Here is a 26,965-nt window from a genome sequence, read left to right on the forward strand (position 1 = left end):
AAGAGGGGGTCGGCGCCCGACCGGTCTCGATCTTGCGCCGTCTCCTGGGCGAGCTGGGTGACCCTGATGTCCTTCGTCGGCCTGCTCGCCCTGGCCGTCGCGGTCGCCGCGCCGGCCCGCGGCCTCGACGACCGCGCCGCGCGCCTCGTCCGCACCCGCCTGACCTGGGCCGCCGTCGTCGCCGGCGTCCTGGCGTTCCCGGCGGTCCTCACCGACCAGGCCCGCAGCGGCTCCGGCTACGACTACTCCGGCGCCTGGCAGAAGCTCTTCGACGGCTCGACCGCCGGCCTGCTCGCCGGCTTCGAAACCGTGCTGCCGCTCATCGCAGCCCTGATACTCCTGCCGGTGGTCCTCCGCCGCAGCCTCACGTCGCGACTGATCACCGGCCTCCGCGCGGCAGCCCTGCTCCTCGGCGTCGTCGCCCTCGCCGCGACCCGCATCCCGGCCAAGGCGCCGGCGCCGGCCGACCGGGCCCGCACCGCGTTCCAGACCTTCATGTGGATGCTGCACCTCATCGGCGGCGCGGTGTGGGTCGGCGGCCTCGTCGGCCTGGTCGTCCTCGCCGTCCGCAGCGCCCTGGACTCCGGCTTCTGGTCGGCGGCGATCCGCCGCTTCGCCGCCGCCGCGATGGGCTGCGTCGCCGCCATCAGCCTGTCCGGCCTGTACCTCTACTGGTCGCACGTCGACGGCCCGACCCAGCTGTTCACCACCATGTACGGCCGCGTCCTCGGCGTGAAGATCCTGCTGTTCGGCAGCCTGCTGGTCCTCGGCGCCGTCAACCAGTTCTGGCTGCACCCCCGCATCGACGCCCTGCGCGCCGCCGGCGACGACCGTCCGCTGCGCACCGTCCTGGCTCGCCGCTTCCCCACCGTGGTCGGCGTCGAGGTGGCGCTGATCCTGGCCCTGCTGTTCGTCGCGCCGTTCCTGCACGGCTCGGCGCGCAACCAGGCGTACCAGGCCGATGTGGCGAAGCACACAACGAACCCGAAGGCCAAGCTGCCCAAGCTGCCGCAGAAGGAGGTCTCGGCCTCCACCTGGGTCGAGGGCACCGCCGAGACGGCCGCGGTGCTGGTCGTGACGGTCGCGGGCTACCGCTTCTCCGGCCGGCTGGCCCGGCGGCGGGCCGATCGGGCCGCTCAAGCCGGTCAGGCAGGACCGGCGCACCAGGCCGTTCAGCCCGTTCAGCCCGGTCCCGCGACCACCTGACAGGATTCCCTCCGGAAACCGTGCAACCGAACCACCGCCCCGGGAGTGTCTTCCGGACCCGGCGTAAGGAAGCCGGGCTGATCGGAGCGAGGGGTGCTGTGGCCGAAGAGGCTGAGTCGATCGATTTCGCGGGGTTCTACACGGCGACGGCCACCCGCGTAGTGGGCTACCTGTACGTGGTGCTGGGCAGCGTCGCGGAGGCGGAGGACGCGGCGCAGGAGGCGTACACGCGCGCCTGGCTGCGCTGGAACAAGGTCCGGGGCTACGAGGACCCCGAGGCCTGGGTCCGCACCGTCGGGTTCCGCGTCGCGATGAGCTCGTGGCGCAAGACCAGGAACCGGCTGAGCGCGCACCGCACCAGCGGTGCCGACGCCTCCGGCGCGCACGTCCCGGAGATGTCGCCGGACCGGCTGGTCGTGGTGGAGGCGCTGCGCCGCATCCCGGCCGAGCAGCGGCGCGCGCTCGTGCTGTTCCACCTGCTCGGCCTGACGGTCGCCGAGATCGCCGAGGAGATCGGCGCGCCGGTCGGGACGGTCAAGGCGCGGCTGTCCCGGGGCCGCAAGGCGCTCGCGCCCTACGTGTCGGAGTTCGCCGACGACGAGGACGCCCCACCCGGCGCCGCGTCCTCCTCGCCGCCGCCCTCACTTCCTTCGGCTTCCGTTCCGTCCTCGGGGGACCCGGCCGCGCGCTTCGCGAAGGGAATGGTTTCCGGTGCCTGAGAACTTCTCCTCTCTGCTCGAAGCCCTGAACGACGAAGGCCGCGAGCTGGCCCGGCCGGTCCCGGCCGGCGTGATCGAAACCGTCGGCCGGGGTCGGCGCCGCCGGCACCGGTTCACCGCGGCCGGCTCGGCGCTCGCGGTCTGCGCGCTGGCGGCCGGCGTCGCGCTGGGCACCGGCGGTGCCGGGCACGCTCCGGCGCCGACCCGGCCGAACCCGACCCCGACCGCGACCGCGCCGTCGGCGACGGCATCGGGGTCCCACGAGGCCGGCGGCACGAAGAACCGCACCGGAACGAGCGCGCTCATGCTCGCCTCCGAGCCCCCGCAGCCGAACCTGTACCAGTGGCAGGTCACCAGCACGCAGAACCGGCCTGTTTCCTTCATCGAATTCCCGCTCTGCGGCTACGACATGACCGGGCCGAACGGATCCCCCGGGCAGCCGCCGAAGACCCTTTCGACGAGCCAGTCCCTGGCGGAATACAAGTCCGCCACCGACTCGTCGACCGGGGACGAGGTGGTCTACCGCTTCCCCTCGGCCGCGGCGGCCCAGCACGACTACGACATGCTCAAGCCGAACCCGGCCACCTGCAAGGACGTCCATGTGGACGTCACCCTGCCCAACGGCTTCGCCTGGGGGGACGGCGACGACTCGGGACGCCTGCACCGGATGATCGTGCTGTCCGGAACGGACATCGCCTATTGGTTCCACCAGTTGGGCAACCCCCCCACGCCGTACGACACCTCCGACGACAAGGCGGCGTTGCAGCGCATGGCCGCCCGGCTCGACGGCGGCACCCCGGTCCCGGACACCAATCCGCTGCCGGCGGGCGTGCTCCCGGGGTCGGCGTGGCTGGATGCGACGCAGATCCCGTTCGGCACCGCCGACAAGTCGCACGGCTGGTACCAGATGAACGGCCAGCAGTCCGCCCCCGGCGCCGCGCCCACCGCGGACCTTTGCGCCTCGGCGGACCGTGGCATCGTGAACGGGACGGACGCCACCGACGCGTCCCGCATCTACCACGGGACGCCGACGACCACGCCGGTGTATCCGGGCTCGACCTACCTCTATTCGGGGGCGAACCAGGACATCTTCACGTTCCCGTCGGCAGCCCGGGCGCAGAGCGCGTTCGACCACGCCCACCAGGCGACCGGGAAGACCAGCTGCCAGTTCAAGGACTACGCCGGTACCGACACCACCCGCACGGTCACGGTCGGGACCGACACCGCGACCGGCTTCTCGCTGCTGCTCACCGACAAGCCGGGGCCGACTTACACGCACATGTACTTCGTGGTCAAGGGCGTGCATGTGAGCACCTTGATGGTCAGCTTCAAGCAGGGCGACAGCTCGACCGGAGGTGACGCCGCGATCCTGGCGAGCATGGCGGCGAAGCTGCCATAGCGGCGGAGGTAGTGACGAGGGGTCGGCCCGGCGGGCCGACCCCTCAGCGCAAGTCAGCGCGTCAGCTCAGGCAGCCGACGTGCGCCAGGGCCTGCCGTAGCAGCGTCCCCTGGCCGCCGTGCATGTCCTGCAGCACGCTGTCCGAACTCGCCTCCTGCGGCGTCAGCCACACCAGGTCGAGCGCGTCCTGCCGGGGCTGGCAGTCCCCGTTCACCGGCACCACGTACGCCAGCGCCACCGCGTGCTGGCGCGGGTCGTGGTACGGCGTGACGCCGGCCGTGGGGAAGTACTCGGCGACCGTGAACGGCTGGAGCGAGGCCGGGACGTTCGGCAGCGCGACCGGGCCGAGGTCCTTCTCCAGGTGCCGCAGCAGGGCGTCGCGCAGCCGCTCGTGGTGCAGCACGCGTCCGGAGACCAGGCTGCGGGTGATCTCGCCGTCGGGCGAGATGCGCAGGAGCAACCCCACGCTGGTCACCTCGCCGGCCGCGTCCACGCGCACCGGCACCGCCTGGACGTAGACGATCGGCAGGTGGGCGCGGATCTGCGCCATTTCGCCCGGGGCGAACCAGCCCGGGGTCGTCTCGATCATTTCGGACATTCGTTGATCGTACTAGCGCGGAGGTCCAAAGGGCCTCCCCCTGTTCAGGATCCGGGCGCGGGCAGGGTGTGGTGCACGCCGCCGAGCGGGAGCGAGCGGACCACGGTGCTCGCTCCGCTCCAGCGGACCATTGCCGGTGGCGATCAGCCGGTCGGCGCGATGTTCGACAGGCCGCTCAGCAGGCCCGACAGCGCGTCGTCGACGCCGGACAGGACCGCCTGCACCACCGGGCCCAGCGCGCCCAGCACGTCGTTGACCAGCTGGTCGACGACGCTGGGGTCGATCGGGGCCGGGACCGTCTGCTGGTGGCGCACGTGGCTGTGCGCCGTCGTGGCCGCGCTGACGGGACCGGCGACGGCGGTGAACGTCAGGGCTGTGAGGAGTGCGACTCGGCGCACGGTTCTGATCATGTTCTAGTCGTATGCCGGTCGCGGTCCGGCGACACGCGGGCTGGTCCGTTAGAGCCGGAAGCTGCTCCGTTAGAGACAAGCCACCGCGTCAGCGCTCGTGTCAGGTCCGTGTCAGGAGCGCGTCAGGCCTGCTGGCGATGGTTGAGCCATGGAAAGCACAGAAAACACAGCCATAGCGGTCCAGGGACTGCGCAAGACGTACGGCGACAAGGTCGTGCTCGACGGCATCGGCTTCGAGGTCGCCCGGGGATCGGTCTTCTCCATGCTCGGCCCGAACGGCGCCGGCAAGACGACCACGGTGAACGTCCTGACGACGCTGCTCAAGGCGGACGCCGGGACGGTGCGGGTGGCCGGCCACGACGTGGCCGCCCAGACCGCGAAGGTGCGCTCCGCCATCGGCGTCACCGGGCAGTTCGCCGCGGTCGACGAGCTGCTGACCGGACGCGAGAACCTGCGGATGATGGCGGACCTCAAGCGCATCCGTCCGGCCGCGCCGCTGGTCTCGCGGCTGCTGGAGCGCTTCGAGCTGGACGGGGCCGCGGACAAGCAGGCCTCCACCTACTCCGGCGGCATGCGGCGCAAGCTCGACCTGGCCATGACCCTGGTCGGGAGCCCGCAGATAATCTTCCTCGACGAGCCGACCACCGGGCTGGACCCGCGCAGCCGGCGCACCATGTGGGACATCGTCCGCGAGCTGGTGGCCGAGGGCACGACCATCTTCCTGACCACGCAGTACCTGGAGGAGGCCGACCAGCTCGCCGACCGGATCGCGGTGCTGGACGGCGGACGGATCGTGGCCCAGGGCACCGCCGAGGAGCTCAAGCGCCAGATCCCCGGCACCCACGTGCGGCTCAAGTTCGCGACCCTCGCCGAGCTCGACAGCGCGGCGCGGGCCCTGGACTCCGGGACACGGGACGAAGCCGAGCTCACCCTGCGGGTGCCCAGCGACGGCACCTCGCGCTCGCTGCGGGCCCTGCTGGACCGGCTCGACGAGCACTCGCTGAACTCCGAGGAGTTCTCGGTGCACACGCCGGACCTCGACGACGTCTTCCTGGCCCTGACCGGCCACGCGACCACCGACGCGACCACCGACGGCACGACCGATGCCTCGACCGACACCAAGACCGGCGCCGCCACCGCGACCACCGCCGCAACCAACGCCGCCCCCAACGCCAGCACCGTCAACGCCACCACCGAGGAGAACTGATCATGAGCACCGCGTCCACCGCCCTCGGCGACTCCGCGATCATGCTGCGCCGCAACTTCCGGCACACCGTCCGTAACCCCGTCACCGTCTTCAACGCCATCCTGTTCCCCATCGTCATGATGCTGATGTTCGTGTACGTCTTCGGCGGCGCGTTCAAGGTTCCCGGCAGCTACGTCGACTACGCGGTCCCCGGCCTGATCGTCATGGCCATCACCTACGGCCTCGGCCCGACCGCGGCCTCGGTGAACGACGACATGACCAAGGGCATCATCAACCGGTTCAAGACCATGGACGTCTCCCGCGGCGCGGTGCTCACCGGCCACGTGGTCGCCACCACGGTCCGGGCCGTGATCGCCGTCGGAGCCATCATCGGCGTCGGCTTCGCGATGGGCTTCCGCTCCCACGGCAGCGCGCTGGACTGGGCCGCCGCGCTCGGCCTGGTGCTGCTGCTGGCCTTCGCGACCAGCTGGCTGACCGTCGCCATGGGACTGTCCGCGAAGTCGGTGGAGTCCGCCGGACTGGCCACCGTGCCGCTGATTATGCTGCCCTTCCTGAGTAGCGCGTTCGTGCCGGCCGCCACCATGAAGACCGGAGTGAAGCAGTTCGCCGAGTACCAGCCCTTCACCCCGATCATCGAGGTGCTGCGCGGGCTGCTCTCCGGCGGCCACGTCTCGACCAGCCACACCGTCCAGGCCCTGGCCTGGTGCGTCGGGTTCGCGCTCCTCGGCTACGTCTGGGCGGTGTCGACCTTCAAGAAGCGAGCGTGACCTGAGTGAGCTCGGAGAGCTCGGTCCGCGTCCCCTCCAGAACCGCCTCGGCGAACCTCGTGTCGCCGAGGCGGTTCCGCGTCTCCCGCTCGATGTGCGCGACGTCCGGGTGCTCGTCGTCCGGCAGCCCGCGCAGGGCTGCGGCCGCGCCGATCAGCCGGGCCGCCTGCTCCGGCTGCTCCTGCCGGAGCGCCAGGTCCGCCAGCGCGACCACCACCGAGGCGATCAGCAACGGGAGCCCGACCTCGGCCGCCGCCTCGAACGCCGCCGCACAGTGGCCGCGGGCCTCGTCCAGGTCCGTCGTGACGCGGGAGAGCAGGTCGTGCCGCAGCGCGCGGTAGTTCCCGCGCTCGGCCTCCTCGCCCAACAGGGACGTCGCCAGGGCGATCTGCTCCCGGGCCTGCTCCGCGTCGCCGGCCCAGCGGGCCAGATCCACCTTCGCCAGCGCCAGCTCGGCCAGCGCGTTCGGCCAGGTGACGCGCTGCGCCCGGCGCTCGGCCTCGACGATCGACGCCGCCGCGCCGTCCCGGTCCCCGGCCATCCAGTACAGCAGCGCCTGTCGGGCCCGCATCCGGATGACCTCCTCCGGGGCGCCGGCCTCGGCGACGGCCACGACCGCCTGCTCATAGAGCTCGCAGGCTCGCACGTACTCGCCGCGTACGGCGATCCGGTCGGCCAGCTCGGTCAGCGCGAACGAGATCCCGAACCGCTCGCCGATCGCCTGGAACTCCGCGAGCGCCGTCTCCAGATACGCGTCGGCGTCCATCCCGCTCTGGCCGAACATGACGCGGATCTTGCCCATCTGGAGCCGGGCCAGCGCGCGCACCCACGGATCGGCGTCGTCCAGCTGCGGTTCGAACGCTGACAAAGCCTCCTGCGGCGCCTGCAACATGCGCTCCAGCGGCTCGACCAGCGCCATCCCGGGATGCCGACGCGCGCCGGGCTCGATCCGCTCGACCCGCTCGACCTGCCCGGCCTGCTGACTGGCCTGGTACGCCTTGTGGATCCAGTCCTCGGCGGCGTGCTCGTCGCCGCGGCCGGAGGTCGCGAACATCACGATCACCGAATAGACGACGGCCCGGACCTCGGCGGTGGTCTCGCCGGGCACCTTGGCCGCGGCGGTCAGCAGCTCCAGGCCCTCGGTCCGGTGCCCGGCCAGCCACCAGAACCAGCCCGAGGCGGCCCCGAGCCGCATCGCGGCCTGCGCTTGCCCGGCCGCGAGCGCGCCGCGCATCGCCGCGGCGATGTTGTGGTGCTCGGCGTTCAGCGTGGCCAGCCATTCCAGCTGGTCGCGCAGCCGCAGGTGCGGTTCGGCGGTCTCGGTCAGGGAGGTGAAGTAGGCCAGGTGGGCCTCGCGCGCCGCGTCCTGCTCGCCGGCCTCGGCGAGGCGCTGCGCGGCGTACTCGCGGATCGTGCCGCTCATCCGGTAGCGCGGGGCGTCGCTGTCTCCGGTGCCGTCGCCGACGCTGTCAACGCGGCCGTCGACGTGGCCGTCCACGCCGTCGGCGATCAGCAGCGACTTCTCGGTCAGCGAGGTCAGCAGCTCAAGGATCAGATACGGCTCGATCTCAGCGCCCGCGCAGACCTGCTCGGCGGCCTCCAGACCGGCGCCGCCGACGAACACCGAGAGCCTTCGCAGCACCATGCGTTCGTCGTCCGAAAGCAGTTCCCAGCTCCAGTCGACCACCGCGCGCAGCGTCCGGTGCCGGGGCAGCGCGATCCGGCTGCCGCCGGTGAGCAGGCGGAAGCGGTCGTCCAGGCGGTTCGCGAGCTGGTCCACGGACATCGTCCGCAGCCGTGCCGCCGCCAGCTCGATGGCCAGCGGCATCCCGTCCAGGGCCCGGCAGACCCGGGCCATCGTCGCCAGCTGCTGCGCGTCGACGGTCAGGTCCCGGCGCACCGCCTGGGCCCGGTCCCGCAGCAGCTGCACGGCCGGGGAGGACTCGATCTCGGTCGGTGTCGCGCCTTCGTCGGGCAGCGGCAGTGGCGGCACCGGCCACAGCGCCTCGCCGGTGATGCCCAGGGGCTCGCGGCTGGTCGCCAGGATCCGGAGGGCCCGGCACTCGCCGAGCACGCGGTGCGCGAACAGTGCCGCGGACTCGATCACGTGCTCGCAGTTGTCCAGGACGATCAGGGCCCGGCGATCGCGCATCGCGGCGACGAAGCGGTCCGTGGGTCCGGCGTTCGGGTTCTCGCCGAGCAGGGTGTCGCGCAGGCCCAGGCTGATCAGCGCGGCCTGCGCCACGTCGCCTTCCGGGTCGATCGCCGCGAGCTCGACCAGCCAGGCGCCGTCGGTCAGGTCGCCGTCGCACAGCCGGCCGTCGGATTGCTTGCCGTCGGACAGTTCTCCGTGGGCCAGTGCGCCGTCGCCGAGCAGCGTGCGGGCGGTCTCCACCGCCAGCCGGGTCTTTCCGGCGCCGCCGGGGCCGATGATCGTGGTCAGGCGCTGGGCGTCGACCAGTTCGCGCACCGACGCGACATCGGCCTGGCGTCCGACGAAGCTGGTCAGCTCCGTGCGCAGGTTGGTCTTGCGGGTCCGCTCGCGGCGGCCGCCGAGTTCGCCGCGCAGGAGCGAGACGTGCAGCGCCGACAGCTCCGCGGACGGATCCGCGCCGAGTTCGTCGGCCAGGGTCTCCCTGGTGCGCTGGTAGAGCTGGAGCGCTTCGTTGTCGCGGCCGGCTGCGTTGAGCGCGCGCATCAGGGCCGCGACCAGACGTTCGCGCGTGGGGTGTGCGGCGACCAGGTCGGTCAGTTCGGTGACCAACTCGGCGCCGCTGCCGAGGGCGAGTTCGGCGTCGAAGCGCTCCTCGGCGGCGGTCAGGCGCAGGCCTTCCAGCCGGACCACGACCGCGTCGAACGCGCCGCTCTCCTGGAGGCCGACGTCCTGCATGGCCTCGCCCCGCCACAGTGCGAAGGCCTCGCGCAGCAGGCGGGCCCGCTCCGAGACGTCCTGAGCGGCGGCCTGGCTCGCGCTGACGAGGCGTTCGAAGCGCACCGCGTCCACGGCGTCCGGATCGACGGTCAGCCGGTAGCCGTCGGTGAGCCCTTCGATCGCGGCGTCCGGCAGGGCCTTGCGGAGCCGGGACATCAACCGCTGCAAGGCGTTGGCGGCGTCGGCCGGCGGGTTCTCGCCCCAGACCCAGTCGACCAGCGAGCCCTTGGGGACCGCCTGGTTCGGCCGCAGCGCGAGCGCGATCAGCACCGCGCGCAGGCGCGCGCCGGGCACGTCGGCCAAGGTTCCGCCCTGGTGGCGGACCTCCAGAGGTCCCAGCATCGCGATCTGCACGCGCCGATCCTGCCATGTGCGGCCGGTGGGGGCATCCAGCACTTGGCAGGCAGCGGTTCAGTTCGTGCGGGCTTTCGCGGCCGGCGCCCGGGTCGGCAGCGGCGGGGCGCTCAGCGCGGCGCGCGCCAGGTCGCGGAGCCACGTGTGCGCGCGATCGGTGTCATAGCGCTGATGCCAGGACAGGAACACCGGCGCCGGCGGCAGCTCGAGCGGCAGCGGCAGCGCGACCAGCCCGAGCGCGGCGAGCGCGTGGCGGGTGGTGGATTCCGGGACGGTGACCACGAGCTCCGAGCCGCGCACGAATTCCAGCGCCGCCGCCTCGCTGGGCACGGTCGCCACCACCCGCCGGGCCAGCCCGAGCCCGGCGAGGGCCTCGTCGATGACTCCGGCCAGGTTCCCTCTGCGGGAGACGGCGACATGGTCGGCGGCGGCATACCGCTCGGCGGTCATCGCCTGGCCGCGGCTCAGCGGATGGTCCGCGCGCACGACGACCACCTGCGGCGTCTCGGCCACCCGCTCCGCGCGCACGTCCGCGGCGTCCGGCGGGTTCGCGTTCGCTTCCAGGTCCACCTCGCCGCGGCGCAACCCCGGGGTGTCGACGGCGGACTCGGCGACGAACCGCAGCCGCACCCCCGGCGCCTGCTCCCGCACCGCCGCCAGCAGCGCCGGACCGGCGAGCGCGACCAGCGAGTCGTGCCAGCGGAGCGTGAAGGTGCGCTCCAGGGTCGCCAGGTCCAGCTCGCGGCTCGGCGCCAGTACGCCCTGGACCTGCTGCAACAGCGCGTGCACCTGCTCCCGGACGGCGAGCGCGTAGGGCGTCGGGGTCATCGTGCGGCCGGTGCGGACCAGGATCTGGTCGCCGGTGGTGCGCCGGATCCGGCCCAGGCTGCGGCTCATCGCGGGCGCGGTGACGTGCAGACGGTCGGCGGCGCCGGCCACGCTGCCCTCTTCGAGCAGGGCGTCGAGGGCGGCGAGCAGGTTCAGATCCAGTTGCACGGGAATCACTCTAGACCTGCCTGACATGCACTTGAAGTTAATGATGAGTGTTCTTACCGTCGTAGGCATGACGGAGATGACGGAAACCAAGAACGAAGTCGTGCTCGCTCAGACCGCGCTCGCCGTCCGCGATGCGGGAGCTGTGCTCCGCGAGCGGTTCGGCGCCGCGGCGAGCTATCAGAGCCGTGAGGAACTGATGCGGTTGCTCGCCGCCAACGACGATGCGGCGCTGGCGATCCTGCGGCCGCGGCTGTCGCTGCTGCGGCCGGAGGCGCGCTGGGTCGAGGAAGAACTCGCCGGCGGCGCCCTGCCGGACGGCGAGTGGTGGGTCGTCGATCCGGCCGAGGGCAACGTCAACCACCTGCACGGGCTGCCGGAGTGGGCCGTGACCGCGACCCTCGTGCGGGACAACGAGCCCGTGCTCACCGCCGTGCACCTGCCGCTGACCGGTCAGACGTACACCGCGCTGGCCGGCGGCGGCGCGTACCTCGACGGCTCGCCGCTGCGCGTGTCCGGCTTCGCCGACCTCGGCCTGAGCCTGGTCGCCACCAGTCAGGCCCGGCCGGACGAGGACGAGGCGGTCGTGCGGCGGGTCGGTGACTCGATCGGCGCGATGCTGCGCGCCGCGCTCGTGGTGCGCACCTCGGTCCCGGCGACGCTGCACCTGCTCGACGTGGTCGCCGGCCGCATCGACGCGTTCTGGCAGTTCGCCGGCGCCCGCGCTGACCTGCTGCCCGGCGCGCTGCTCGTCACCGAGGCCGGCGGCCGCGTCTCCGACGCCGAGGGCCGGCCGTGGACGCCGGAGAGTGCCGGCTTCCTGGCCGCCGCGCCGGGAGTCCACGCCGCTGCCGTTGCCACGCTCTCCCGCTGACCGCTCATCACATATACAAGCAAGGGAAAAGACTCATGACCGCGATCGCAGTATTCGGCAACGGCCGCGTCGGCAGCGCCTTGGCCGCGGGGCTCATCGGAGCCGGGCATCAGGTGGCCGTCGCGGACCGCACGCCGGGTTCGGCAGCCGACGCCGCGCGCACCGCGCAGGTCGTCATCAACGCCACGCCGGGGGACAGCACGCTGGAGCGCCTGTCGGCGCTGCGCGAATCGCTCGGCGGCAAGATCCTCGTCGATGTCTCGAATGCCACGCTGGACGGTCCGGACGGGCTCCCCGCCGAGCTGCTGTACCCGGAGTCAAGCCTCGCCGAGCATCTGCAGGCGGCGCTTCCGGACACGCGGGTCGTCAAGACGCTCAACACGATGCTCTACTCGGTGATGGCCGCTCCCGGCGCGCTGGCCCAGCCGCCGACCGCCTTCCTGTCCGGCGCGGATCCGCAGGCCAAGCAGGTCGTGCGCGGGCTGCTCGCGGACCTCGGGTGGCATCAGGACTGGATCATCGACCTCGGCGGGATCGAGACCGCGCGGGCCGCGGAGGCCGTGATGCTGTTGGTGCCGCACGTGATCCGCTCGGACGGGTTCGCGCCGTTCGCCGTCTCGATCGCCCGATAAGGCGCCGCTGCCCGACTACCCGACCTGCCCGACTACCCGACCGGTATCCCGACCCGCGCCTCCTCCAGAGCCTGTCGGAGCACCGCGAGCGTCGCGCCGACCGCGGCGACCTGCTCGGCGCCGATGGCGGCGGTGATCAGCTCCTCCAGGTGGCCGTGGAAGGTCTGCTCGGCCTCGGCGACCAGCGCGGCGCCGCGCTCGGTGAGGCTGATTAGCGACGAGCGCCGGTCGGCCGGGTTCGGCAGCCGCACGACCCAGCCCTGCGCCTCGTGCCGGTCGACGCCTTTGCTGGCCGCGCCGATGCCGATCGCGAAGGCGGTGGCGAGGTCGGCGACCCGGGATCCGGGGTGGTCCCGGAGGTAACGCAGCATCTCGTACTGCGAGGCGACGATCCCGTGCTCCGCGCGCAGCCGGTCGCTGACCGCGTTGTAGATCCGGGTCTCGCTGCGCACCAGGTCGTCGAAGAAGGCCCCGAGTCCGCCGGTTGCCGAAGTAGTTGCCACGGCATATAGTTTCTCATACATGCCTGGGAATGTACTTCCTGGGCAAGTACATGGTGACCACGGCTTGGGAGACACGGATGACCAGGGCACAACGACGTGAGTTGGACGCGATGCTGCGGAAGGAGGCGCAGGGCTTCGTGCCGCTGCCGATCGAGCAGATGCGGCAGGGATTCGCCGCGATGATGGCGCAGTTCCCGGTCTCGGCGGATGTGCGGCGCACCCCGACCGAGCTGGCCGGGCGGCCGGCGCTCTTGGTGGAGCCGGTGGGCTCGGCGCATGAGGCGCGGCCGGGGACCATCCTGTACTTCCACGGCGGCTCGTTCGCGCTCGGATCGCCGGACACCGCCCTGGTCAACACGGCCAACCTGGTCCGGCGCACCGGTGTGCGGGCGATCTCGCTCGACTACCGGCTGGCGCCGGAACACCCGTTCCCGGCCGCGATCGAGGACTGCCTCGCCGCCTACCGCGCTCTGCTCGACGCCGGCACCGACCCGGCCTCGATCGTCTTCGCCGGCGACTCGGCCGGCGGCGGTCTGAGCGTGACGACCAGCCTCGCCGCCCGGGACGCCGGACTGCCAATGCCTGCGGCGATCATCGCGTTCTCCCCGGGCGTCGACACCACGCGCACCGGACGGTCCATGACCACGAAGCAGGGCATCGACCCCTACTTCACCCCTGAGGGCATGGCCTACACCGCCGAGATGTACCTCGCGGGCCAGGACCCGGCGCAGCCGCTGCTCTCGCCCGCCGTGTACGCCGACCTCACCGGCCTGCCGCCGATGCTGCTCCAGGTCGGCACGAACGAGCTGCTGCTCGACGACGCGGTGCGGCTCGCGGCGCGCGCGACGGAGGCCGAGGTCGACGTGGTGCTCGACATCACGGCCGGGGTGCCGCACGTGTTCCAGGCCTTCGACGGCACGCTCGCGCTCGACGAGGCGGGTCAGGCCCTTGACCGCGCGGCGCTGTTCCTGACGCAGCACCTCGGGGCGCCGGTCGGGTAGCGACCCGTTCGGCGTACCGGTTGGTGTGCTGTGCACGCGGAAGTGGAAGCGCTCACGTGACTGGTTCACGACAGCGCGTCCGCGTCGGAGTTACGGAGGCACACCATGCCGGACTCCGTGCGAACACGCCGTTTTCGGTTGCTCGTCGGCGTGGGTGTGGGCGCCGCGCTTATTTTGTATGGCGGCGGCGGCGTGGCGATTGCGGGGGCTGCTGATCCCGGCTCTCGGCCGCCGACCATGGTGTGGATCCATGGCGGAGCCTTCGCCCAGGACGAGTTTCTCAAGGTCCTGCCACACCCCTCCCCGCAACTCGCCCTCACCGCGGTCGGCACGGACGGCATGTTCGCCTGTAATGCCGTGGCGGTCGATGAAGCGCTGGCGCGTCATACCCGTGTGTATGGTTACCAATTCAGCGACGAGAACGCGCCTCAGCGTTACCTTCCCGCGGCGGGATTTCCGTACGGGGCCTCACACACTTCCGAACTGTCCTACTTGTTCGATGTAAAGGCGCCATTCCCCGGGATTCTGTCCGGCGCACAGGTTCTCCTTGCTGATCAGATGCAGCAATATTGGACGGGCTTTGTCAAAGGCGTCCACGCGCGATCGGCGGCCGGATCCCGGTGGCCTCGCATGTCAGCGGCCGGAGCGCGGCCCATGATCGACTTCGCCGCGCCCGCCCCGGTGCCGCGGACCGACTTCGCCGCCGAGCATCACTGCGCATTTTGGAACGGCTCCGGGGCTTGACGGGACGGCGATGACGGTCTACCGGCACGGGCCCGTGTGCAATTGGACCCCAATGCGAGCCACAGATAACGGGAGAGCTGGCGCCGAAGCCGAGAATGTATTTAAGTACTCCTCAGATTTCCTGGCTACGGTCCCTCGCATCGCCGTCGCCGGTTCAGCGACGCGCCTCTCTCACAACGGATCGGTATGACGGGAATTCGTGAGTCCAGCAGCGGTGAGCCCAGCGCCGCGACGGTGGTCAGCGTTGCCGAACCGAGCTCGGCACCTGCGGGAACGCGGGGTGGCGCGCGGGGTGACGCGCGGGTCGCGGCGTTACGCGGCTGGGCCGGCCGGATCTGGAAGCGGCGGCCGCGGGCGCTGACCGTGGTGGCCGTGCTGGGGGTGATGCTGTTCGCCCTGTGGGGCATCGGCGGGCCCCTGATCGGCGACTCGACGCTGGCCCCGACCGACGAGCTGGTCGGCCAGGGCCCGTGGCTGAGCGCCGGGTACATCGGGACCACGGCGCAGAACACCTACCTGGACGACATCTATACCTCGCAGCTGCCCAGCGAGATCCTGTTCTCGCAGCAGCTGCACCACGGCGAGATGGCCCAGTGGAACCCCTACGGCGCCGCCGGGAGCGCGCTGGGCGCGATCCCGGACTACGCGTTCTACTCGCCGCTGAGCGTGCCATTCTACGTGCTGCCGGACTGGCTCGCGCCGGCCTATGAGCGGTTGCTGGAGATCGTGTGCTCGGTCGGCGGGGGCTTCCTGTTCCTGCGGCGCGTCTCGCTCTCGCGGCCGGCCGCGCTGGTCGGCGGCCTCACCTTCGCCGGCACCGGGTTCATGGTGGCGTGGCTGGGGTTCCCGCAGACCCGCGTGGCGGCCTTCATCCCCGCGTTGTTCTGGGTGATTGAGCGCTTCATTCAGGAGCGGCGGCCCAGGGACGCGGCGTTGGCGGCACTGCCGGTGGCGGCGCTGTTACTGGGCGGGTTCCCTTCGGTCGCCGGGTACACGTTGCTGACCGGGGTCGCTTACGCGCTTGTCCGGCTGGTCGGCGAGCATCGTGACAACTTGCGGCGTTTGGTGCGGCCGGTGCTGTATCTGGGCGGCTCGCTGGCCGCCGGCTTCGGGCTGGCGTTCTTCCAGCTGCTGCCGTTCCTCAGGTTCTTCGGGACATGGCTGATCCAGGGCCGGAACCAGACGCCGACCCAGACGTTGCCGGTGTCGAGCCTGCTGACGTCGGTCGCGCCGTTCTCGTTCGGGACGGTCGACGCCAGGGACCCCATCCAGTTCCTGCTGACGAACACCAACTTCGTCGAGGCCGTCTCCTACCTCGGCGCGGCGGCCGTCGTCCTGCTCCTGGCGGCGGTGGCGATGCCGCGGCGGGGGCGGGCGCTGATGCCGGCCGGCGGCTGGGTGTTCTTCATCGTCGCCGCGCTGATGTGGATCGAGCTGATCTACGTCGGCGGTCCGCCGCTGGGACTGGTCCAGAAGCTGCCGGTGCTGCGGTCGCTGTTCGAGCAGAACTTCATCGGGCGGGCCCGGAGCATTCTGGGCTTCCTGCTCGCGGTGCTGGTGGCGGTCGGTTTCGAGCTGTTGCTGCGGGTGCGCGCGGCGCGGGCCGAGCGGGCCGAGGGCGCTTCGGCGGACGCGGGGACGGCGTGGGCCGTCCGCCGGGCCCGGGCCGCGGCGGCCACCAGGCGGTGGGGTTGGGCGGCGGTGGTCGTGGTCGGCGCCGTGGCCGGTGCGGCCGTCCTGGTGTACCGGGGCCGGAACGCGGTGCGTATCGACACGGTGCTCTCCGAACAGGACCTCTCGAAGGCCCTGGACGAGTACTGGAGCCAGCTGCTCGGCGCCGGGGTCATGATCGCGATCGCCATCGGCTGCGTCGTCGCGTTGGGGATCGCGGGGCGGCATGCCTTCGGCGTCCGGAAGCAGGCGGCGGTCCTGCGGTTCGGTGCCGCCACGACGCTGGTCGTGCTGATCGCCGTTCAGGGCGCGCAGTTCATGGAGAACTATTACCCGAGGGCCGGCAAGGACACGTTCTATCCGGTCACCGACACCCACACATTCCTCGCGGACAACCTCGGCAGCCAGCGTTTCGCGTCGAGTTATGACGCGATCATGTTCGGGACGAGTACTGCCTATGATCTTCGGTCGGTGAACGGGCACACCTTCCTGAACGCCAATTTCGCCGCGCTTTTGCAGGGGATGCCCGACGATGTCGTGAGCTATCCGACGTACGTCAACTTCAACCCCAACGACCTGAAGCAGGCCACGAGCCCGGTGCTGGACCGGCTGGGCACCAAGTACTGGGTCGCGGCGCCGTACGACGACGTCTTCGGCACGCTCAACCGGGTGCCGCGGCAGGGGCAGACGCAGCTGGTCCCGGAGCAGTCGGTGACCGTGCCGATCACTGGGCCGGTGCGGGGGATCGGGTTCACGCCGGAGGGGAAGGTGCCCTGGGACATCGCGGGCTTCACCAAGGGCACGAGTATCGATGTCGTGATCCACGACGCGAGCGGGAAGCAGATCGCGCAGTCCAGCCGGCTGACCGGGGCCACCGCCGGGAGTCAGCTGCAGGTCGCGGTCGACGCCGACACGGTGCCCGCCGGCACCCCGCTCACCGCGACGATCACGCTGCACGCCGAGGCGCCGCTGACCGTGGACGCCGACGGCGCGCTGCCGGCGGTCGACACCATCACCGACGCCGACGACGGGCTGCGGTTGGCCTATGTCGGGTCGACGGTCATATACGAGCGCATGAACGCCCTGCCGCGCATCCGGTGGGCTTCGCAGAGCACTGTGATGGCGTCCGCGGACCAGCGGGTCGCGATGCTCAATTCCGGGGCGGTGCCGGGGAACACGGTGGTGCTGTCGGATCCGGGGCCCGCCGGGTCGGGGCAGCCCGCGGCGGTGCAGGTGGTGAACGACGGGATGGACTCCATCACGGCGGACGTCACCGCGCAGGGGTCGGGCTATCTGGTGGTCGCCGACGCCGACCAGGTCGGGTGGGCGGCCACGGTCGACGGGCGTCCGGCCGGGCTGGTGAAGGCCGACCAGGGGATGGTCGCCGTCGACGTGCCGGCCGGGACGCACAAGGTGACGGTGCGGTACAGCATGCCGCAGCAGGGGCTGGCCACGTGGGCTTCGGCTCTGGTGGGGGCTTCGCTGCTGGCGGTGCCCACGGGGGAGTGGTGGTGGGAGCGGCGTCGCCGGCCCGGGGTGGCTTTGGCTACGGCGGTGGCCGGCGGGGGCGAGCCGGACCCCGGGGATGGCGCGACCGGAGACGGCGAGGCGGGGGATGACGCGGCCGGAGATGGTGCGACCCGGGACCCAGATTCCTGAGCACTTCTTCGGCTCGAATCAGATTTCGTTTATAAGGAAGGGTAAAAACCGTGATACTCGCAGACTTGAAGTCGCTGAACTCGCCGAACGCGTTGATTGATCTGGACCGTCACGAGGAGCCCGCCGCCGCCCCGGCCGGCGCGGAATCCGAGCGCGGTGTCGCGCCTCACGTCAGTGTGGTTCTGCCGTGTTTCAACGAGGAGGCGCATGTTCTGCTGGAGATTCAGCGGATCTGCGCGGCGTTGGATGGCACGGGGTACCCCTATGAGGTGCTTGCGATCGATGACGCCTCCACGGATGGGACGTTGGAGGTGTTGCGGAAGGCTGAGATCGAGTATCCGTCGGTGAAGGTGGTGGCGTTCAACCGGAACGGTGGGGCCGGGACGGTGCGGCGGATCGGGTCGAAGATGGCCCGGGGTGAGATCGTGGTGTGGACGGATGCGGATATGTCGTATCCGAATGAGCGGATCCCCGAGTTGGTGGAGATGCTCGATTTCGATGCGGACATCGATCAGGTGGTGGGGGCCCGCAAGGCCGAGATGGGGTCGCATCGGTTGTTGCGGATCCCGGCGAAGTGGGTGATCCGGAAGATCGCTGAGAAGTTGACGAATCAGAAGATTCCGGATTTGAACTCGGGGTTGCGGGCGATGCGGCGTGAGGTGGCGTTGCCGTATCTGCGGTTGTTGCCGCCTGGGTTTTCGTGTGTGACGACGATCACTTTGGCGTTCATGTCGAATCAGCATCCTGTGGTGTATGTGCCGATTGATTATGCGAAGCGGGCGGGGAAGTCGAAGTTCCGGTTTGTGACGGATGCGTACCGGTACATCCTTCAGGTGTTGCGGATGGTGATGTATTTCAATCCGTTGAAGGTGTTGATGCCGCCGGCGTTGTGGTTGGTGGGGATCGGTGTGGTGAAGGCGGTGTTCGACCTGGTGGTGCATCCGTTCCGGTTCGCGCAGAACACGGCGTTGTTGTTGCTGTCGGGGTTGATCATCGCTTCGATGGCGTTGCTCGCAGACCTCATCGTGCGGTCCCGGCCGGAGTGAGGATGTAGGTGCGGCTGGCGCCTGGCAGGCCGCGTGGTTCGGTGCGCAGTGACTCGGACCGGTGCCCGGTCGTGCCCACGAAAACCGGCGGCCGCCAGCGCAACCTGCGACGCTCAACCGAACTGCGTCCCCCTGCGAGGCCATCCAACCATGCGCGAAGCCGTAAAAAGCCTGTGAAACCACCAACAAAACCGCCGTCGCCCAGCAGCCCAGCCCGGTTCCCCTAACCAGCCGACCTCACATCTCGTCGTCGCGCGCGTCCGCCACAAGCACCACCGCGATCGCCTCCGCATGCTACGGCTCCTCCGGATCCGCGACGACCTTCGCCATGATCGCGGCCTCGTAGTTCTCCGGATCCAGCTCCAGGATCTGCGCCAGCACCTCCGCGGCCTCCGGCAGCGCCCCGTACTTCACCAGCGTGAATGCTGCCAGCCGCAGCTTCTGGACCGTCACCGGCTCGGCCGCGTGTCATCAGGGTTATGCCATCAGTGCCTTGACTCCCGAAGCTCGTCCTCCAGCAAGCCCATCAACGCCCGCGCCGCCGGGCTGGTCGCCTCCGGCGTCGGAAGCAGCGCCGCGGTCTCGTACATCACCCCGCCGTTCTCCTTCAGCGGCAACGCGATCAGGCTGGCCCGCTTGCGCCGGAAGTGCCGCGGCACGACCGCCACCCCCAGCCCCTCGTCCACCAGATCCAGCAGGCTGTGCACGTCGTTCACCTCCAGCGTCACGGTCCGGCGCACGCCCAGCGCGGCGAACGCGGCGTCCGTCACGCGGCGCGGTCCCCAGTCCGGGTGGAAGTCGACGAACACCTCGCCGGCGAGGTCGTGCGGGGTCACCACGGCGCCGGCCGCGGCCAGGGCGTGGTCCGGATGACAGAGCACGTACATGGGCTCGCTCGTCAGCGACACCGACCGCAGCCGCTCCGGATCCTCCTCCGTCCGATACGCGAAGGCCATGTCCAGGCGCCCCGACGCGACCTGCTCGGCCAGCGCCGCCGATCCCCACTGCCGCAACCGGATCTCCACCTGCGGATGCAGCCGCCGGAAAGCGGCGAGCAGCCCGGCCACGTGCACTCCGGCGACGCACTGCTCGGCGCCCAGCGTCAGCGTCCCGCGCAGCACGCCCTGCACCGCGGCCACCGCCTCCCGCGCCGCGCGCTCCTGCGCCAGGATCCGCTCGGCCTCCACCAGCAGCGCGCGGCCGGCCTCGGTGAGCGTCACGGTGCGCGTCGTGCGCACGAACAGCGGCGCCTGCAACTCTCGCTCCAGCGCGCGGATCGAGGCCGACAGCCCCGACTGGGAAACCATCAGCCGCGCCGCCGCGCGGGTGAAGTGCTGCTCCTCGGCGACCGACACGAAGTGCTGAAGCTGGCGTATCTCCATGGTGCGGGAGCCTAGCGATTGAGAAGAGAAACCGCTGAATCCCAGCAGATTCTCCTGTTGGACTTCTGCTCGCCGCTCGCGGAAAAGTAGCCGCGGGCCCCGCGGAACCGGAGCCCGAACCACCCACCGCATTGGGAGTCGCGATGTACACCGCCCACCCCGACCGCTACGCCTCCATGCCCTACCGGCGCTCCGGAAACAGCGGCCTGTGCCTGCCGGCCGTCTCGCTCGGCCTCTGGCAGAACTTCGGCCCCAGCCGCCCCGCGGAGGTCCAGCGCGCCATCCTGCGCCGCGCCTTCGACCTCGGCGTCACGCACTTCGACCTCGCCGACAACTACGGCCCGCCCGGCGGCGCCGCTGAATCAGCCCTCGGAGAAGCGCTGCGGACGGACTTCGCGCACCACCGGGACGAGCTGGTGATCTCGACCAAGGCCGGCTACCGGATGTGGGACGGCCCGTACGGCGAGTGGGGCTCGCGCAAGCACCTGATCTCCTCGCTCGACCAGGGCCTGGGACGGATGGGGATCGACTACGTCGACATCTTCTACTCGCACCGGTTCGACCCCGACACGCCTCTCGAAGAGACGATGCGAGCCCTGCACACGGCCGTTCAGCAGGGTAAGGCGCTGTATGTCGGGGTCTCCAACTACTCCGCCGAGCAGACGCGGGAAGCCGCACGGATCCTCGCCGAGCTGGGCACGCCGCTCCTGATCCACCAGCCGAAGTACTCGATGCTCGACCGCGGCCCGGAGGAGCGCGGCCTGCTCGACGCCCTCGGCGAACTCGGCGTCGGCTCCATCGCCTTCTCCCCGTTGGAGCAGGGCTTGCTGACGGCCCGCTACCTCGACGGCGTCCCGGACGGATCCCGGGCTGCGCGCGACGGATCCTCGCTGAACAGCGACCGGCTCACCGACGAACTGCTGACGCAGCTGCGCGATCTGAACGACATCGCGAAGTCGCGCGGGCAGAGCCTGGCCCAGCTGGCGCTGGCGTGGGTGCTGCGCGGAGGCCGGGTCACCTCCGCGCTCATCGGCGCGAGCAGTCCCGAGCAGTTGGAGGACAACGTCGCCGCGGTGCGGAACCTCGACTTCGACGCCGATGAGCTGGCGCGGATCGATGCGGTGATCAAGCGGTAGCCGTGTCCACCGCCACCGCCACCGCCACCGCCACGGCCACGTCGTCGTAGTCGCCGGCCAGCAGCGCGTCGATCGCGACCGGCCGCTTCAGGGTCGAGGACACGTAGACCGCGCGCACGATGGCCAGCGCCATCAGGCCGTCCTGGAACGTGACCGTCGGCGGGCGGCCGGTCTCGATGGCGTCGACCACGTCCTCGTACTGGCGCAGATGGCTGACGATGAAGGCGTCGGCGGGCTTGGGGTTGCCGCGCAGTTCCGCTTCCGGGACCGCGCGGGAGGCCTGGTTGTCGGGTTCGGCGCCGCCGTAGGGTCCGCCGGTCTCTCCGGTGCCGTGCTGCGCGACGTGGAAGTACTCCAACTGGTCGTCGTGCAGGACGGCGGATCCGGTGCTGCCGTGGATCTGCAGGCGGACCGACAGGCCGGGGTAGGCGGCGGTGGTGGCGTGCAGGACGGCCAAGGCTCCGGACGCGAAGCGGACCGTGGCGACCGCGACGTCTTCGACCTCGATGGACTCGTGGGCCAGCGTCGCTGCGTGCGCGGAGACCTCCACGGGACGGCCGAGGAACCAGGCCAGGAGGTCGACGGTGTGGACGCCCTGGTTCATCAGGGCCCCGCCGCCGTCCAGGGCCCAGGTGCCGCGCCACTGCGCGGAGTCGTAGTACTCCTGGCTGCGCCACCAGGCGACGGAGGCCACCGCCGAGGTGACGCGGCCCATGCGGCCGTCGGCGATCGCCGCCGCGACGACCGCGCTCGCCGGATCGAAGCGGTGCTGGCTGATGACGCTGCTGACGATCCCGCGTCGCGCCGCGTCCTCGGCGAGCGCGGCGAGGCGCCGGGCTTCCGGGAGCGACACGTCGATCGGCTTCTCGACGAGGACGTGGACCCCGGCGGCCAGCGCCTCGGTCACGGCGGCGGAGTGCAGGCCGGTGGGGACGCAGACGGCGACGAGGTCGATGCCGCCGGCGGCGAGGGCTTCGGAGAGAGAGTCGAACTCGGCGGGCGCGGCGATCGGGCTGCGCTCGCCGTGCTCTCCGTGCTTGCCGTGCCCGCTGTTCTCGCGGGTCTCGCTGGCATCCCCGCGCCCGAAGTTCTCACTGAGCGCGATGTGTTCGGCGAGCTTGTGCCGCGCCGCGACGTCGGGGTCGACGATCGCCGCGACCCGGAGCCGAGGATGCCGCCCGACCGCCTCGGCGTGGATCCGGCCGATCGTGCCCGCGCCGACGATGGCGACTGCTGATGTGACAGCCGAGGTGGTGTGGTCGTCGTGAGTCATGCGGTCTCTACTCCGATTGTGTCGAGCAGTCCGGCGAGGGCACGGGCCGCACGGCCGAACAGCTCAGGGCCGGAGAACCCGCCGGTCGCGTGGCCGAGGGCCAGGTGCGGTTCGAGCGAGGCGAAGCCGGTGTAGCCGTCGTCGCGCAGCGCGGTCAGTGTGTCGAGCAACTGGCCGTCGCCCTCCCCGGCCGGCACCACCTCGCCGGTCGCGGCGATGGCGTCTTTCACTTGTAGGTACTCGATGTGCGGCCGCAGCATCGCGTAGCCGTCGGTGAACGGCGCCACGCCGACCTGGACGAAGTTGGCGCTGTCCCACGCCATCCGCAGCGCGTCGGAGCCCACCGACTCGATGAGGTCCAGGACGCGCTCGGGGATGTCGCCGTAGATGTCCTTCTCGTTCTCGTGCACCAGCACCACGTCCTCGCGCTCGGCGAGCCGAGTCAGGGCACTGATCTGCTTGAGCACCGGATCGCGCACCTCCCGCGCGCTCACCCCCTCCGGCCGGTAGAAGGAGAACATCCGGATGTAGCGGGTACCGAACCGGTGCGCCACCGCGATGGCGCGGGCCAGCCGCCGGAGCTCGTCCTCGGGATCCCCGACGATGTTCACCTTGCCGATGGGGGAGGCAACGGCGGAGACACCCATGCCCCACCGGTCCAACGCCGCGCCGAAGCTCTCCACTTGCTCGTCGGTCAGATCGACGACGTTGGTGCCCCAGGCCCCGCGCATCTCGATGTGCCGCGCACCCAGCGCCTGCAACACAGCGATCTGCACTTCGGGGTCGGGGCTGATCTCGTCGCCGAACCCGCTGAGCGTCCAGGTCACGGGATTCTGTCTGTCATATCGGCTCATCGCAGCTCCTCTGATGGAGAGCCCTGCGCCTTCCACCTTGGCGCGGCTGACGGACGGGAGTCCAACAGGGGGAGGCGATGGCATTCAGTGGGTGCGGTTCTTAATGAAGATCCACCATCTAGAAAATGGCTGATGCTAAGGGAAAACGCCGGAATGCCGACCTCCCGACGTATCAACCGGGGGAGGTCGGCATCGGCGTTCTTGCCGCGCCGTGCAGTGCCCAGCACCGCTTTTGCCGCGGCGACCGGCGGCTCTGCTCGGTCCTGCTCGGTCTACTCGGTCCTACTCGGTCCGCAGCGCGGTGGCGGTCCGGGACCGGGCCGCCCAGCCGGCCGGCAGCAGTGCCCCGAGCAGGGCGATCACGATCCCGCCGGCCAGCAGGGGGATGAGCAGCCCGGCGGTGTAGGTGTGGGTCACGCTCGGTGGCAGGTGCCGGCCGATCGCGTTGCCCATCGGGGTCAGCGTCGCCTTCTCCACCGCGACCCCGAGCGGGACCCCGATCAGCCCCGCGATCAGGCCGGTGAGGGTCACCGAGGTCAGGACCATCGCGATGGTCTGTTTGGGGGTCATCCCGAGGGCCTTGAAGATCCCCAGATCATGAGCCCGCTCGCGGGTGTCCTGCACCACCATGCTCAGCACTCCGAGCGCGGCGACCGCCATCAGCATCAGCGTGAGGATGGCCACCAGGGTGCCCATGGTGATCATCACGATGTTCTTGCCCCCGTCCGAGTTCGACTGGACCGAGGCGTTCAGCGGGGTCAGCGCGGCGGCGGCCGAGGCGGACCAGTCCTTTCCGTTGACGTTCGAGGCCAGCTCGATGTTGAACTGGTCGATGTGCGGGGTCAGTCCGGCGGCGGTGAAGGTGGCCGCGTCCGTCATGACCGTGTAGTCGCCCACGTTGGTGTCGTAGTTGATGCCGACGACTTTCAGCGTCAGTTGCTTGTTCTGCTTCGCCACGGTGACGTTGTCACCGACGTGGATCCCCACCGCCGAGGCCAGCTTGTCGCCGACGACGGCCTCGCCCGGCGCCGAGTACCAGCGGCCGGACAGCACCTCCAGGTGCGTCCAGGAGAAGTCGCCGGTGACCGTGAACACCCTCGGCGTTTCGCCGCCGGGCGGGGCGCCGACAATGGTCGCGCCGCTGTCGCCCCAGCCGAACGCGGTCTTCGTGCCCGGGATCTCGGCGAGCGCGGCGGCCACCTTGGCGGCGTCCAGGTGCGGGTTGCGCGGGTCGTTGGGGCCGTAGAGACCCCAGGGCACGCCCACGTCGGCTGTGGGTATCACGATGTCCGACCCGACGTTGAAGCCTGAGGTGGTGGCGTCCAGGTACTTGTTGAACCCGGTCTCCAGCCCCACCGCGAACGTGGCACTCACCACGCCGAACAGCACCGCCGCACCGACCACCACGGCCCGGGCCGACCGGGCGAACGGCTGGGCCAGCCCCAACGACACGGCCCGGGGCAGCGGCAGCCGCGAGGCCAGACGCTGCGCCGCCTGACCGCCCCCGGCCTTGGGGGCGCGGCCGACCACTAGAGCCCGCACCGTCGGCATCCGGCCGGCCCGCAGTGCCGGGATCAAAGCCGTGACGCCGACGATCAGCAGGGTTCCCAGCAGGACCACGGCGCTGACCCACAACGGGATCGTGGCACTGGCCGCGCTGGCCGCGCCGAGCTGCTTGGTGGCCCCGCCCAGGATCGGCACAGCCAGGAGGTTGCCGAAAGCCGTGCCGAGCACCACGCCGAGTGTCGCCGGGATCATGGCCTGCGCGACGTAGGCACGGGCCACCTGCAAAGGGGTGAAGCCCAACGACTTCAGAATCCCGATGCGCCGGATTCCCGAGGCCACGGCCCCGCTGACCACGATCGAGATGATCAGCACCGCCATGAACAGCCCGAGGATCCCGAAGCCGACCAGGAACGGCACGTAGGCCCTGGCGTTGCCGCCGGCCTGCTGCTCCGCGGTCAGGTACGACTGTCCGCTCTCGACCGCGCCAGCCGGCGCGGCGGCGGCTACCGCCTGCTTGTCGGCGGCGATGTCGGCGGCGGTCCCGGCTTTGGCGAACCGATAGAGCATCTGCTCGTCGGACTTGGCGCCGCCAGCGGTGAGCCGCGCGAAACCGTCGGCGGTGGCGAAGGCGGTCGCGCTGCTGGTCACGGAGTTGGCGAAGCCGACGACCTTGAACGACGGCGTGCCCGGCAGGGAGGAGAACACCACCGAATCGCCGAAGCAGTCGGTGGCGTACTGCTGCCACGGCAGGGCGATCTCGCCCGGGCTCGTCGGCCACCGCCCCCGGGTCAGCGCCAGCTGGTCCATCCCGGAGGTGCTGCCCAGGTCGGGCCGAGTGGTGACGGTGATCGGACCGTTGTCGTGACCGGCCCAATCCTTCGTGGTGCAGTCCATGCCGATCGTCGTGTCCAGGGCGGCGGCGACCGGGTACGGCCCGGCCGCCTCGGTGACGCCGGCGACGTGCGCGGTGGCGGCGGCCCGCGCGGCCGTGACCTTCGAGCTGTCGAACTGGACCGCCAGATGCGCCCCGTTCCGGGCCTTGAAGGCGTGCTCGAACGGAGCCTGTACGACAGCCAGCAGACCGAGCGACAGCACCGAGGAGGTGACGGCAGCAAACGTCGTCAGGGCCATGACGAAAGACTGCACGCGGCGCCGGCCCACGCCGGAGCGTACGACCTTGCCCAGGGCGCTCACCGGCTCACCGCCAGCAGCAGGCGGGCCACGGCCCGGAATCCGGCCTCGAACAGGCGCCGGGGCATCGGCGGCTTGCGCAGCGTCATCCGACCTCTCCCGCCGGACGGGCCAGCGGCGTGCGGGCGGCCAAGCCGGCACCGCTGCCGTCGTTGATGACGTCCCGCTCGACCGCGCCGTCGACCAGCTCGATCGTCCGGTGCGCGGTGCTAGCGGCCAGCTGCACGTCGTGGGTGACCAGCAGGATGGTCTGGCCCTCGCGGTTCAGGTCCAGCAGCAGCCGGCGCACGTCTTCGGCCGAGCTGGAGTCCAGAGCGCCGGTGGGCTCGTCGGCCAGCAGCAGCGCCGGCTTGTTCATCAGCGCCCGGGCCGCCGCCGCCCGCTGCCGTTGCCCGCCGGACAGCCGTGCCGGGTAAGCCCCGGCATGCCGGTCGATGCCCAACGAGCCGAGCAGCTCGGCGGCCCGCCGCTTCGCATCGCCCTTGCCCATCCCGGCCAGCTGCGCCGGAACCATGACGTTGTCCAGGACGGTCAGGTCGTCCAGCAGGTTGAAGAACTGGAAGATCATGCCGACCGAGGCCCGGCGGTACTTCGCCGAACCGGCCTCCCCGAGCTGGTCGACGCGGGTGCCGGCGACGGTCACGGTGCCGCTGGAGGGCCTGTCCAGGCCGGCGATCAGGTTCAGCAGCGTGGACTTGCCGCTGCCGGAATGGCCGAGGATCGCCACGCACTCGCCGGCCGCCACGGACAAGGTGACGCCGGCCAGTGCGGGCGGGCCATCGTCGTACTTCTTCGTCGTGCCGCGAAGATCGATCATCGGTGCGTTCGTCATGACCATGAACCTAGGAACGCGCCACGATCCGCCGCGTCGGCCGGCGGATGTCACCTCTTCCCAGGCCATCGCCCCG

General features: G+C 70.9%; 22 protein-coding genes and 1 pseudogene. 12 read left to right on the forward strand and 11 right to left on the reverse strand.

Features of this window, described 5'->3' with window-relative positions; translation table 11 throughout:
• The first annotated feature begins 66 nt into the window (after positions 1-66).
• From GWK61_RS12720 to GWK61_RS12730, 3 genes and pseudogenes are all read left to right on the forward strand, one after another.
• Complete coding sequence (locus tag GWK61_RS12720) at positions 67-1,206, forward strand: CopD family protein (protein ID WP_228562215.1); 1,140 nt, start codon at positions 67-69, stop codon at positions 1,204-1,206.
• Positions 1,207-1,304: 98 nt separating this feature from the next.
• Positions 1,305-1,778, forward strand: a pseudogene (locus GWK61_RS12725) (sigma-70 family RNA polymerase sigma factor); the annotation flags it as partial.
• Between the two features lie 139 nt (positions 1,779-1,917).
• Complete coding sequence (locus GWK61_RS12730; protein WP_194908551.1) at positions 1,918-3,324, forward strand: hypothetical protein; 1,407 nt, start codon at positions 1,918-1,920, stop codon at positions 3,322-3,324.
• Between the two features lie 61 nt (positions 3,325-3,385).
• Here GWK61_RS12730 and GWK61_RS12735 read toward each other — a convergent pair whose 3' ends face one another.
• Complete coding sequence (locus GWK61_RS12735; protein ID WP_194908600.1) at positions 3,386-3,913, reverse strand: NUDIX hydrolase family protein; 528 nt, start codon at positions 3,911-3,913, stop codon at positions 3,386-3,388.
• A gap of 152 nt (positions 3,914-4,065) precedes the next feature.
• A complete protein-coding gene (locus tag GWK61_RS12740) occupies positions 4,066-4,332 on the reverse strand; it encodes a hypothetical protein (RefSeq protein ID WP_194908552.1) in 267 nt (88 codons plus the stop codon).
• A 148-nt stretch (positions 4,333-4,480) separates the two neighbouring features.
• Between GWK61_RS12740 and GWK61_RS12745 the strand changes: the two genes are divergently transcribed.
• Together GWK61_RS12745 and GWK61_RS12750 are read left to right on the forward strand one after the other, a co-directional pair.
• Positions 4,481-5,539 carry an ATP-binding cassette domain-containing protein gene (locus tag GWK61_RS12745; RefSeq protein ID WP_228562217.1) on the forward strand — a complete coding sequence of 353 codons (1,059 nt, stop codon included), beginning with the start codon at positions 4,481-4,483 and terminating at the stop codon, positions 5,537-5,539.
• A 2-nt stretch (positions 5,540-5,541) separates the two neighbouring features.
• On the forward strand, positions 5,542-6,306 hold the full coding sequence (locus GWK61_RS12750; protein WP_194908553.1) for an ABC transporter permease: 765 nt from the start codon (positions 5,542-5,544) through the stop codon (positions 6,304-6,306).
• Here GWK61_RS12750 and GWK61_RS12755 read toward each other — a convergent pair.
• Positions 6,290-9,592 (reverse strand): ATP-binding protein, encoded by a 3,303-nt coding sequence (locus GWK61_RS12755; protein ID WP_194908554.1) that lies wholly within the window; start codon positions 9,590-9,592, stop codon positions 6,290-6,292. The two genes, GWK61_RS12750 and GWK61_RS12755, sit on opposite strands and share 17 nt — an antisense overlap.
• Before the next feature lie 57 nt (positions 9,593-9,649).
• Positions 9,650-10,588 (reverse strand): LysR family transcriptional regulator, encoded by a 939-nt coding sequence (locus GWK61_RS12760; protein ID WP_194908555.1) that lies wholly within the window; start codon positions 10,586-10,588, stop codon positions 9,650-9,652.
• 76 nt (positions 10,589-10,664) lie between these two features.
• Here GWK61_RS12760 and GWK61_RS12765 point away from each other — a divergent pair, with 76 nt between their 5' ends.
• Positions 10,665-11,459 (forward strand): inositol monophosphatase family protein, encoded by a 795-nt coding sequence (locus GWK61_RS12765; RefSeq protein ID WP_438939764.1) that lies wholly within the window; start codon positions 10,665-10,667, stop codon positions 11,457-11,459.
• Positions 11,460-11,494: 35 nt separating this feature from the next.
• Positions 11,495-12,091, forward strand: coding sequence for an NADPH-dependent F420 reductase (locus GWK61_RS12770; protein ID WP_194908557.1), 597 nt, complete (start codon positions 11,495-11,497; stop codon positions 12,089-12,091).
• Positions 12,092-12,123: 32 nt separating this feature from the next.
• Here the strand turns inward: GWK61_RS12770 and GWK61_RS12775 are convergent, their stop codons facing one another.
• Positions 12,124-12,615: a MarR family winged helix-turn-helix transcriptional regulator gene (locus tag GWK61_RS12775; RefSeq protein ID WP_194908558.1), complete on the reverse strand. Its 492-nt coding sequence runs from the start codon at positions 12,613-12,615 to the stop codon at positions 12,124-12,126.
• 56 nt (positions 12,616-12,671) lie between these two features.
• Between GWK61_RS12775 and GWK61_RS12780 the strand changes: the two genes are divergently transcribed.
• The 4 genes from GWK61_RS12780 to GWK61_RS12795 all read left to right on the forward strand — a co-directional run bounded on the left by GWK61_RS12780 (position 12,672) and on the right by GWK61_RS12795 (position 18,715).
• Positions 12,672-13,595 carry an alpha/beta hydrolase gene (locus tag GWK61_RS12780; protein WP_194908601.1) on the forward strand — a complete coding sequence of 308 codons (924 nt, stop codon included), beginning with the start codon at positions 12,672-12,674 and terminating at the stop codon, positions 13,593-13,595.
• Positions 13,596-13,700: 105 nt separating this feature from the next.
• Positions 13,701-14,339 (forward strand): carboxylesterase family protein, encoded by a 639-nt coding sequence (locus tag GWK61_RS12785; RefSeq protein WP_194908559.1) that lies wholly within the window; start codon positions 13,701-13,703, stop codon positions 14,337-14,339.
• A 186-nt stretch (positions 14,340-14,525) separates the two neighbouring features.
• Positions 14,526-17,669 carry a YfhO family protein gene (locus GWK61_RS12790; RefSeq protein ID WP_194908560.1) on the forward strand — a complete coding sequence of 1,048 codons (3,144 nt, stop codon included), beginning with the start codon at positions 14,526-14,528 and terminating at the stop codon, positions 17,667-17,669.
• A gap of 101 nt (positions 17,670-17,770) precedes the next feature.
• Complete coding sequence (locus GWK61_RS12795; protein ID WP_438939765.1) at positions 17,771-18,715, forward strand: glycosyltransferase family 2 protein; 945 nt, start codon at positions 17,771-17,773, stop codon at positions 18,713-18,715.
• Positions 18,716-19,009: 294 nt separating this feature from the next.
• On the opposite strand, the gene GWK61_RS12800 is transcribed toward GWK61_RS12795, so the two are convergent.
• Positions 19,010-19,168 carry a hypothetical protein gene (locus GWK61_RS12800; protein WP_194908561.1) on the reverse strand — a complete coding sequence of 53 codons (159 nt, stop codon included), beginning with the start codon at positions 19,166-19,168 and terminating at the stop codon, positions 19,010-19,012.
• A gap of 32 nt (positions 19,169-19,200) precedes the next feature.
• The gene (locus GWK61_RS12805) at positions 19,201-20,097 is read right to left on the reverse strand and encodes a LysR family transcriptional regulator (protein WP_194908562.1); all 897 of its coding nucleotides are present in this window, start codon (positions 20,095-20,097) and stop codon (positions 19,201-19,203) included.
• 143 nt (positions 20,098-20,240) lie between these two features.
• Here GWK61_RS12805 and mgrA point away from each other — a divergent pair, with 143 nt between their 5' ends.
• Positions 20,241-21,233 (forward strand): L-glyceraldehyde 3-phosphate reductase, encoded by a 993-nt coding sequence (gene mgrA, locus GWK61_RS12810; RefSeq protein WP_194908563.1) that lies wholly within the window; start codon positions 20,241-20,243, stop codon positions 21,231-21,233.
• Here the strand turns inward: mgrA and GWK61_RS12815 are convergent.
• From GWK61_RS12815 to GWK61_RS12830, 4 genes are all read right to left on the reverse strand, one after another.
• Positions 21,223-22,506: a Gfo/Idh/MocA family protein gene (locus GWK61_RS12815; protein ID WP_194908564.1), complete on the reverse strand. Its 1,284-nt coding sequence runs from the start codon at positions 22,504-22,506 to the stop codon at positions 21,223-21,225. The two genes, mgrA and GWK61_RS12815, sit on opposite strands and share 11 nt — an antisense overlap.
• Positions 22,503-23,360 (reverse strand): sugar phosphate isomerase/epimerase family protein, encoded by an 858-nt coding sequence (locus tag GWK61_RS12820; RefSeq protein ID WP_194908565.1) that lies wholly within the window; start codon positions 23,358-23,360, stop codon positions 22,503-22,505. The genes GWK61_RS12815 and GWK61_RS12820 overlap by 4 nt, the downstream gene beginning before the upstream one ends.
• Before the next feature lie 282 nt (positions 23,361-23,642).
• Positions 23,643-26,060, reverse strand: a complete 2,418-nt coding sequence (locus GWK61_RS12825) for an ABC transporter permease (protein ID WP_194908566.1) — start codon at positions 26,058-26,060, stop codon at positions 23,643-23,645.
• Positions 26,061-26,142: 82 nt separating this feature from the next.
• Entirely contained in the window at positions 26,143-26,889 is a 747-nt protein-coding gene (locus GWK61_RS12830) for an ABC transporter ATP-binding protein (RefSeq protein ID WP_194908567.1), read from the reverse strand.
• Positions 26,890-26,965 lie beyond the last annotated feature (76 nt).

Source organism: Catenulispora rubra, from assembly GCF_015356825.1.
In the GTDB taxonomy this organism is placed as follows: domain Bacteria; phylum Actinomycetota; class Actinomycetes; order Streptomycetales; family Catenulisporaceae; genus Catenulispora; species Catenulispora rubra.

Coding starts and splice junctions, on each gene's coding strand:
- GWK61_RS12720 (WP_228562215.1), top strand. CDS start 67: ATGTCCTTCGTCGGCCTGCTCGCCCTGGCCGTCGCGGTCGCCGCGCCG.
- GWK61_RS12735 (WP_194908600.1), bottom strand. CDS start 3,913: ATGATCGAGACGACCCCGGGCTGGTTCGCCCCGGGCGAAATGGCGCAG.
- GWK61_RS12740 (WP_194908552.1), bottom strand. CDS start 4,332: ATGATCAGAACCGTGCGCCGAGTCGCACTCCTCACAGCCCTGACGTTC.
- GWK61_RS12745 (WP_228562217.1), top strand. CDS start 4,481: ATGGAAAGCACAGAAAACACAGCCATAGCGGTCCAGGGACTGCGCAAG.
- GWK61_RS12750 (WP_194908553.1), top strand. CDS start 5,542: ATGAGCACCGCGTCCACCGCCCTCGGCGACTCCGCGATCATGCTGCGC.
- GWK61_RS12765 (WP_438939764.1), top strand. CDS start 10,665: ATGACGGAAACCAAGAACGAAGTCGTGCTCGCTCAGACCGCGCTCGCC.
- GWK61_RS12770 (WP_194908557.1), top strand. CDS start 11,495: ATGACCGCGATCGCAGTATTCGGCAACGGCCGCGTCGGCAGCGCCTTG.
- GWK61_RS12775 (WP_194908558.1), bottom strand. CDS start 12,615: ATGTATGAGAAACTATATGCCGTGGCAACTACTTCGGCAACCGGCGGA.
- GWK61_RS12780 (WP_194908601.1), top strand. CDS start 12,672: ATGACCAGGGCACAACGACGTGAGTTGGACGCGATGCTGCGGAAGGAG.
- GWK61_RS12785 (WP_194908559.1), top strand. CDS start 13,701: ATGCCGGACTCCGTGCGAACACGCCGTTTTCGGTTGCTCGTCGGCGTG.
- GWK61_RS12790 (WP_194908560.1), top strand. CDS start 14,526: ATGACGGGAATTCGTGAGTCCAGCAGCGGTGAGCCCAGCGCCGCGACG.
- GWK61_RS12805 (WP_194908562.1), bottom strand. CDS start 20,097: ATGGAGATACGCCAGCTTCAGCACTTCGTGTCGGTCGCCGAGGAGCAG.
- mgrA (WP_194908563.1), top strand. CDS start 20,241: ATGTACACCGCCCACCCCGACCGCTACGCCTCCATGCCCTACCGGCGC.
- GWK61_RS12815 (WP_194908564.1), bottom strand. CDS start 22,506: ATGACTCACGACGACCACACCACCTCGGCTGTCACATCAGCAGTCGCC.
- GWK61_RS12820 (WP_194908565.1), bottom strand. CDS start 23,360: ATGAGCCGATATGACAGACAGAATCCCGTGACCTGGACGCTCAGCGGG.
- GWK61_RS12830 (WP_194908567.1), bottom strand. CDS start 26,889: ATGACGAACGCACCGATGATCGATCTTCGCGGCACGACGAAGAAGTAC.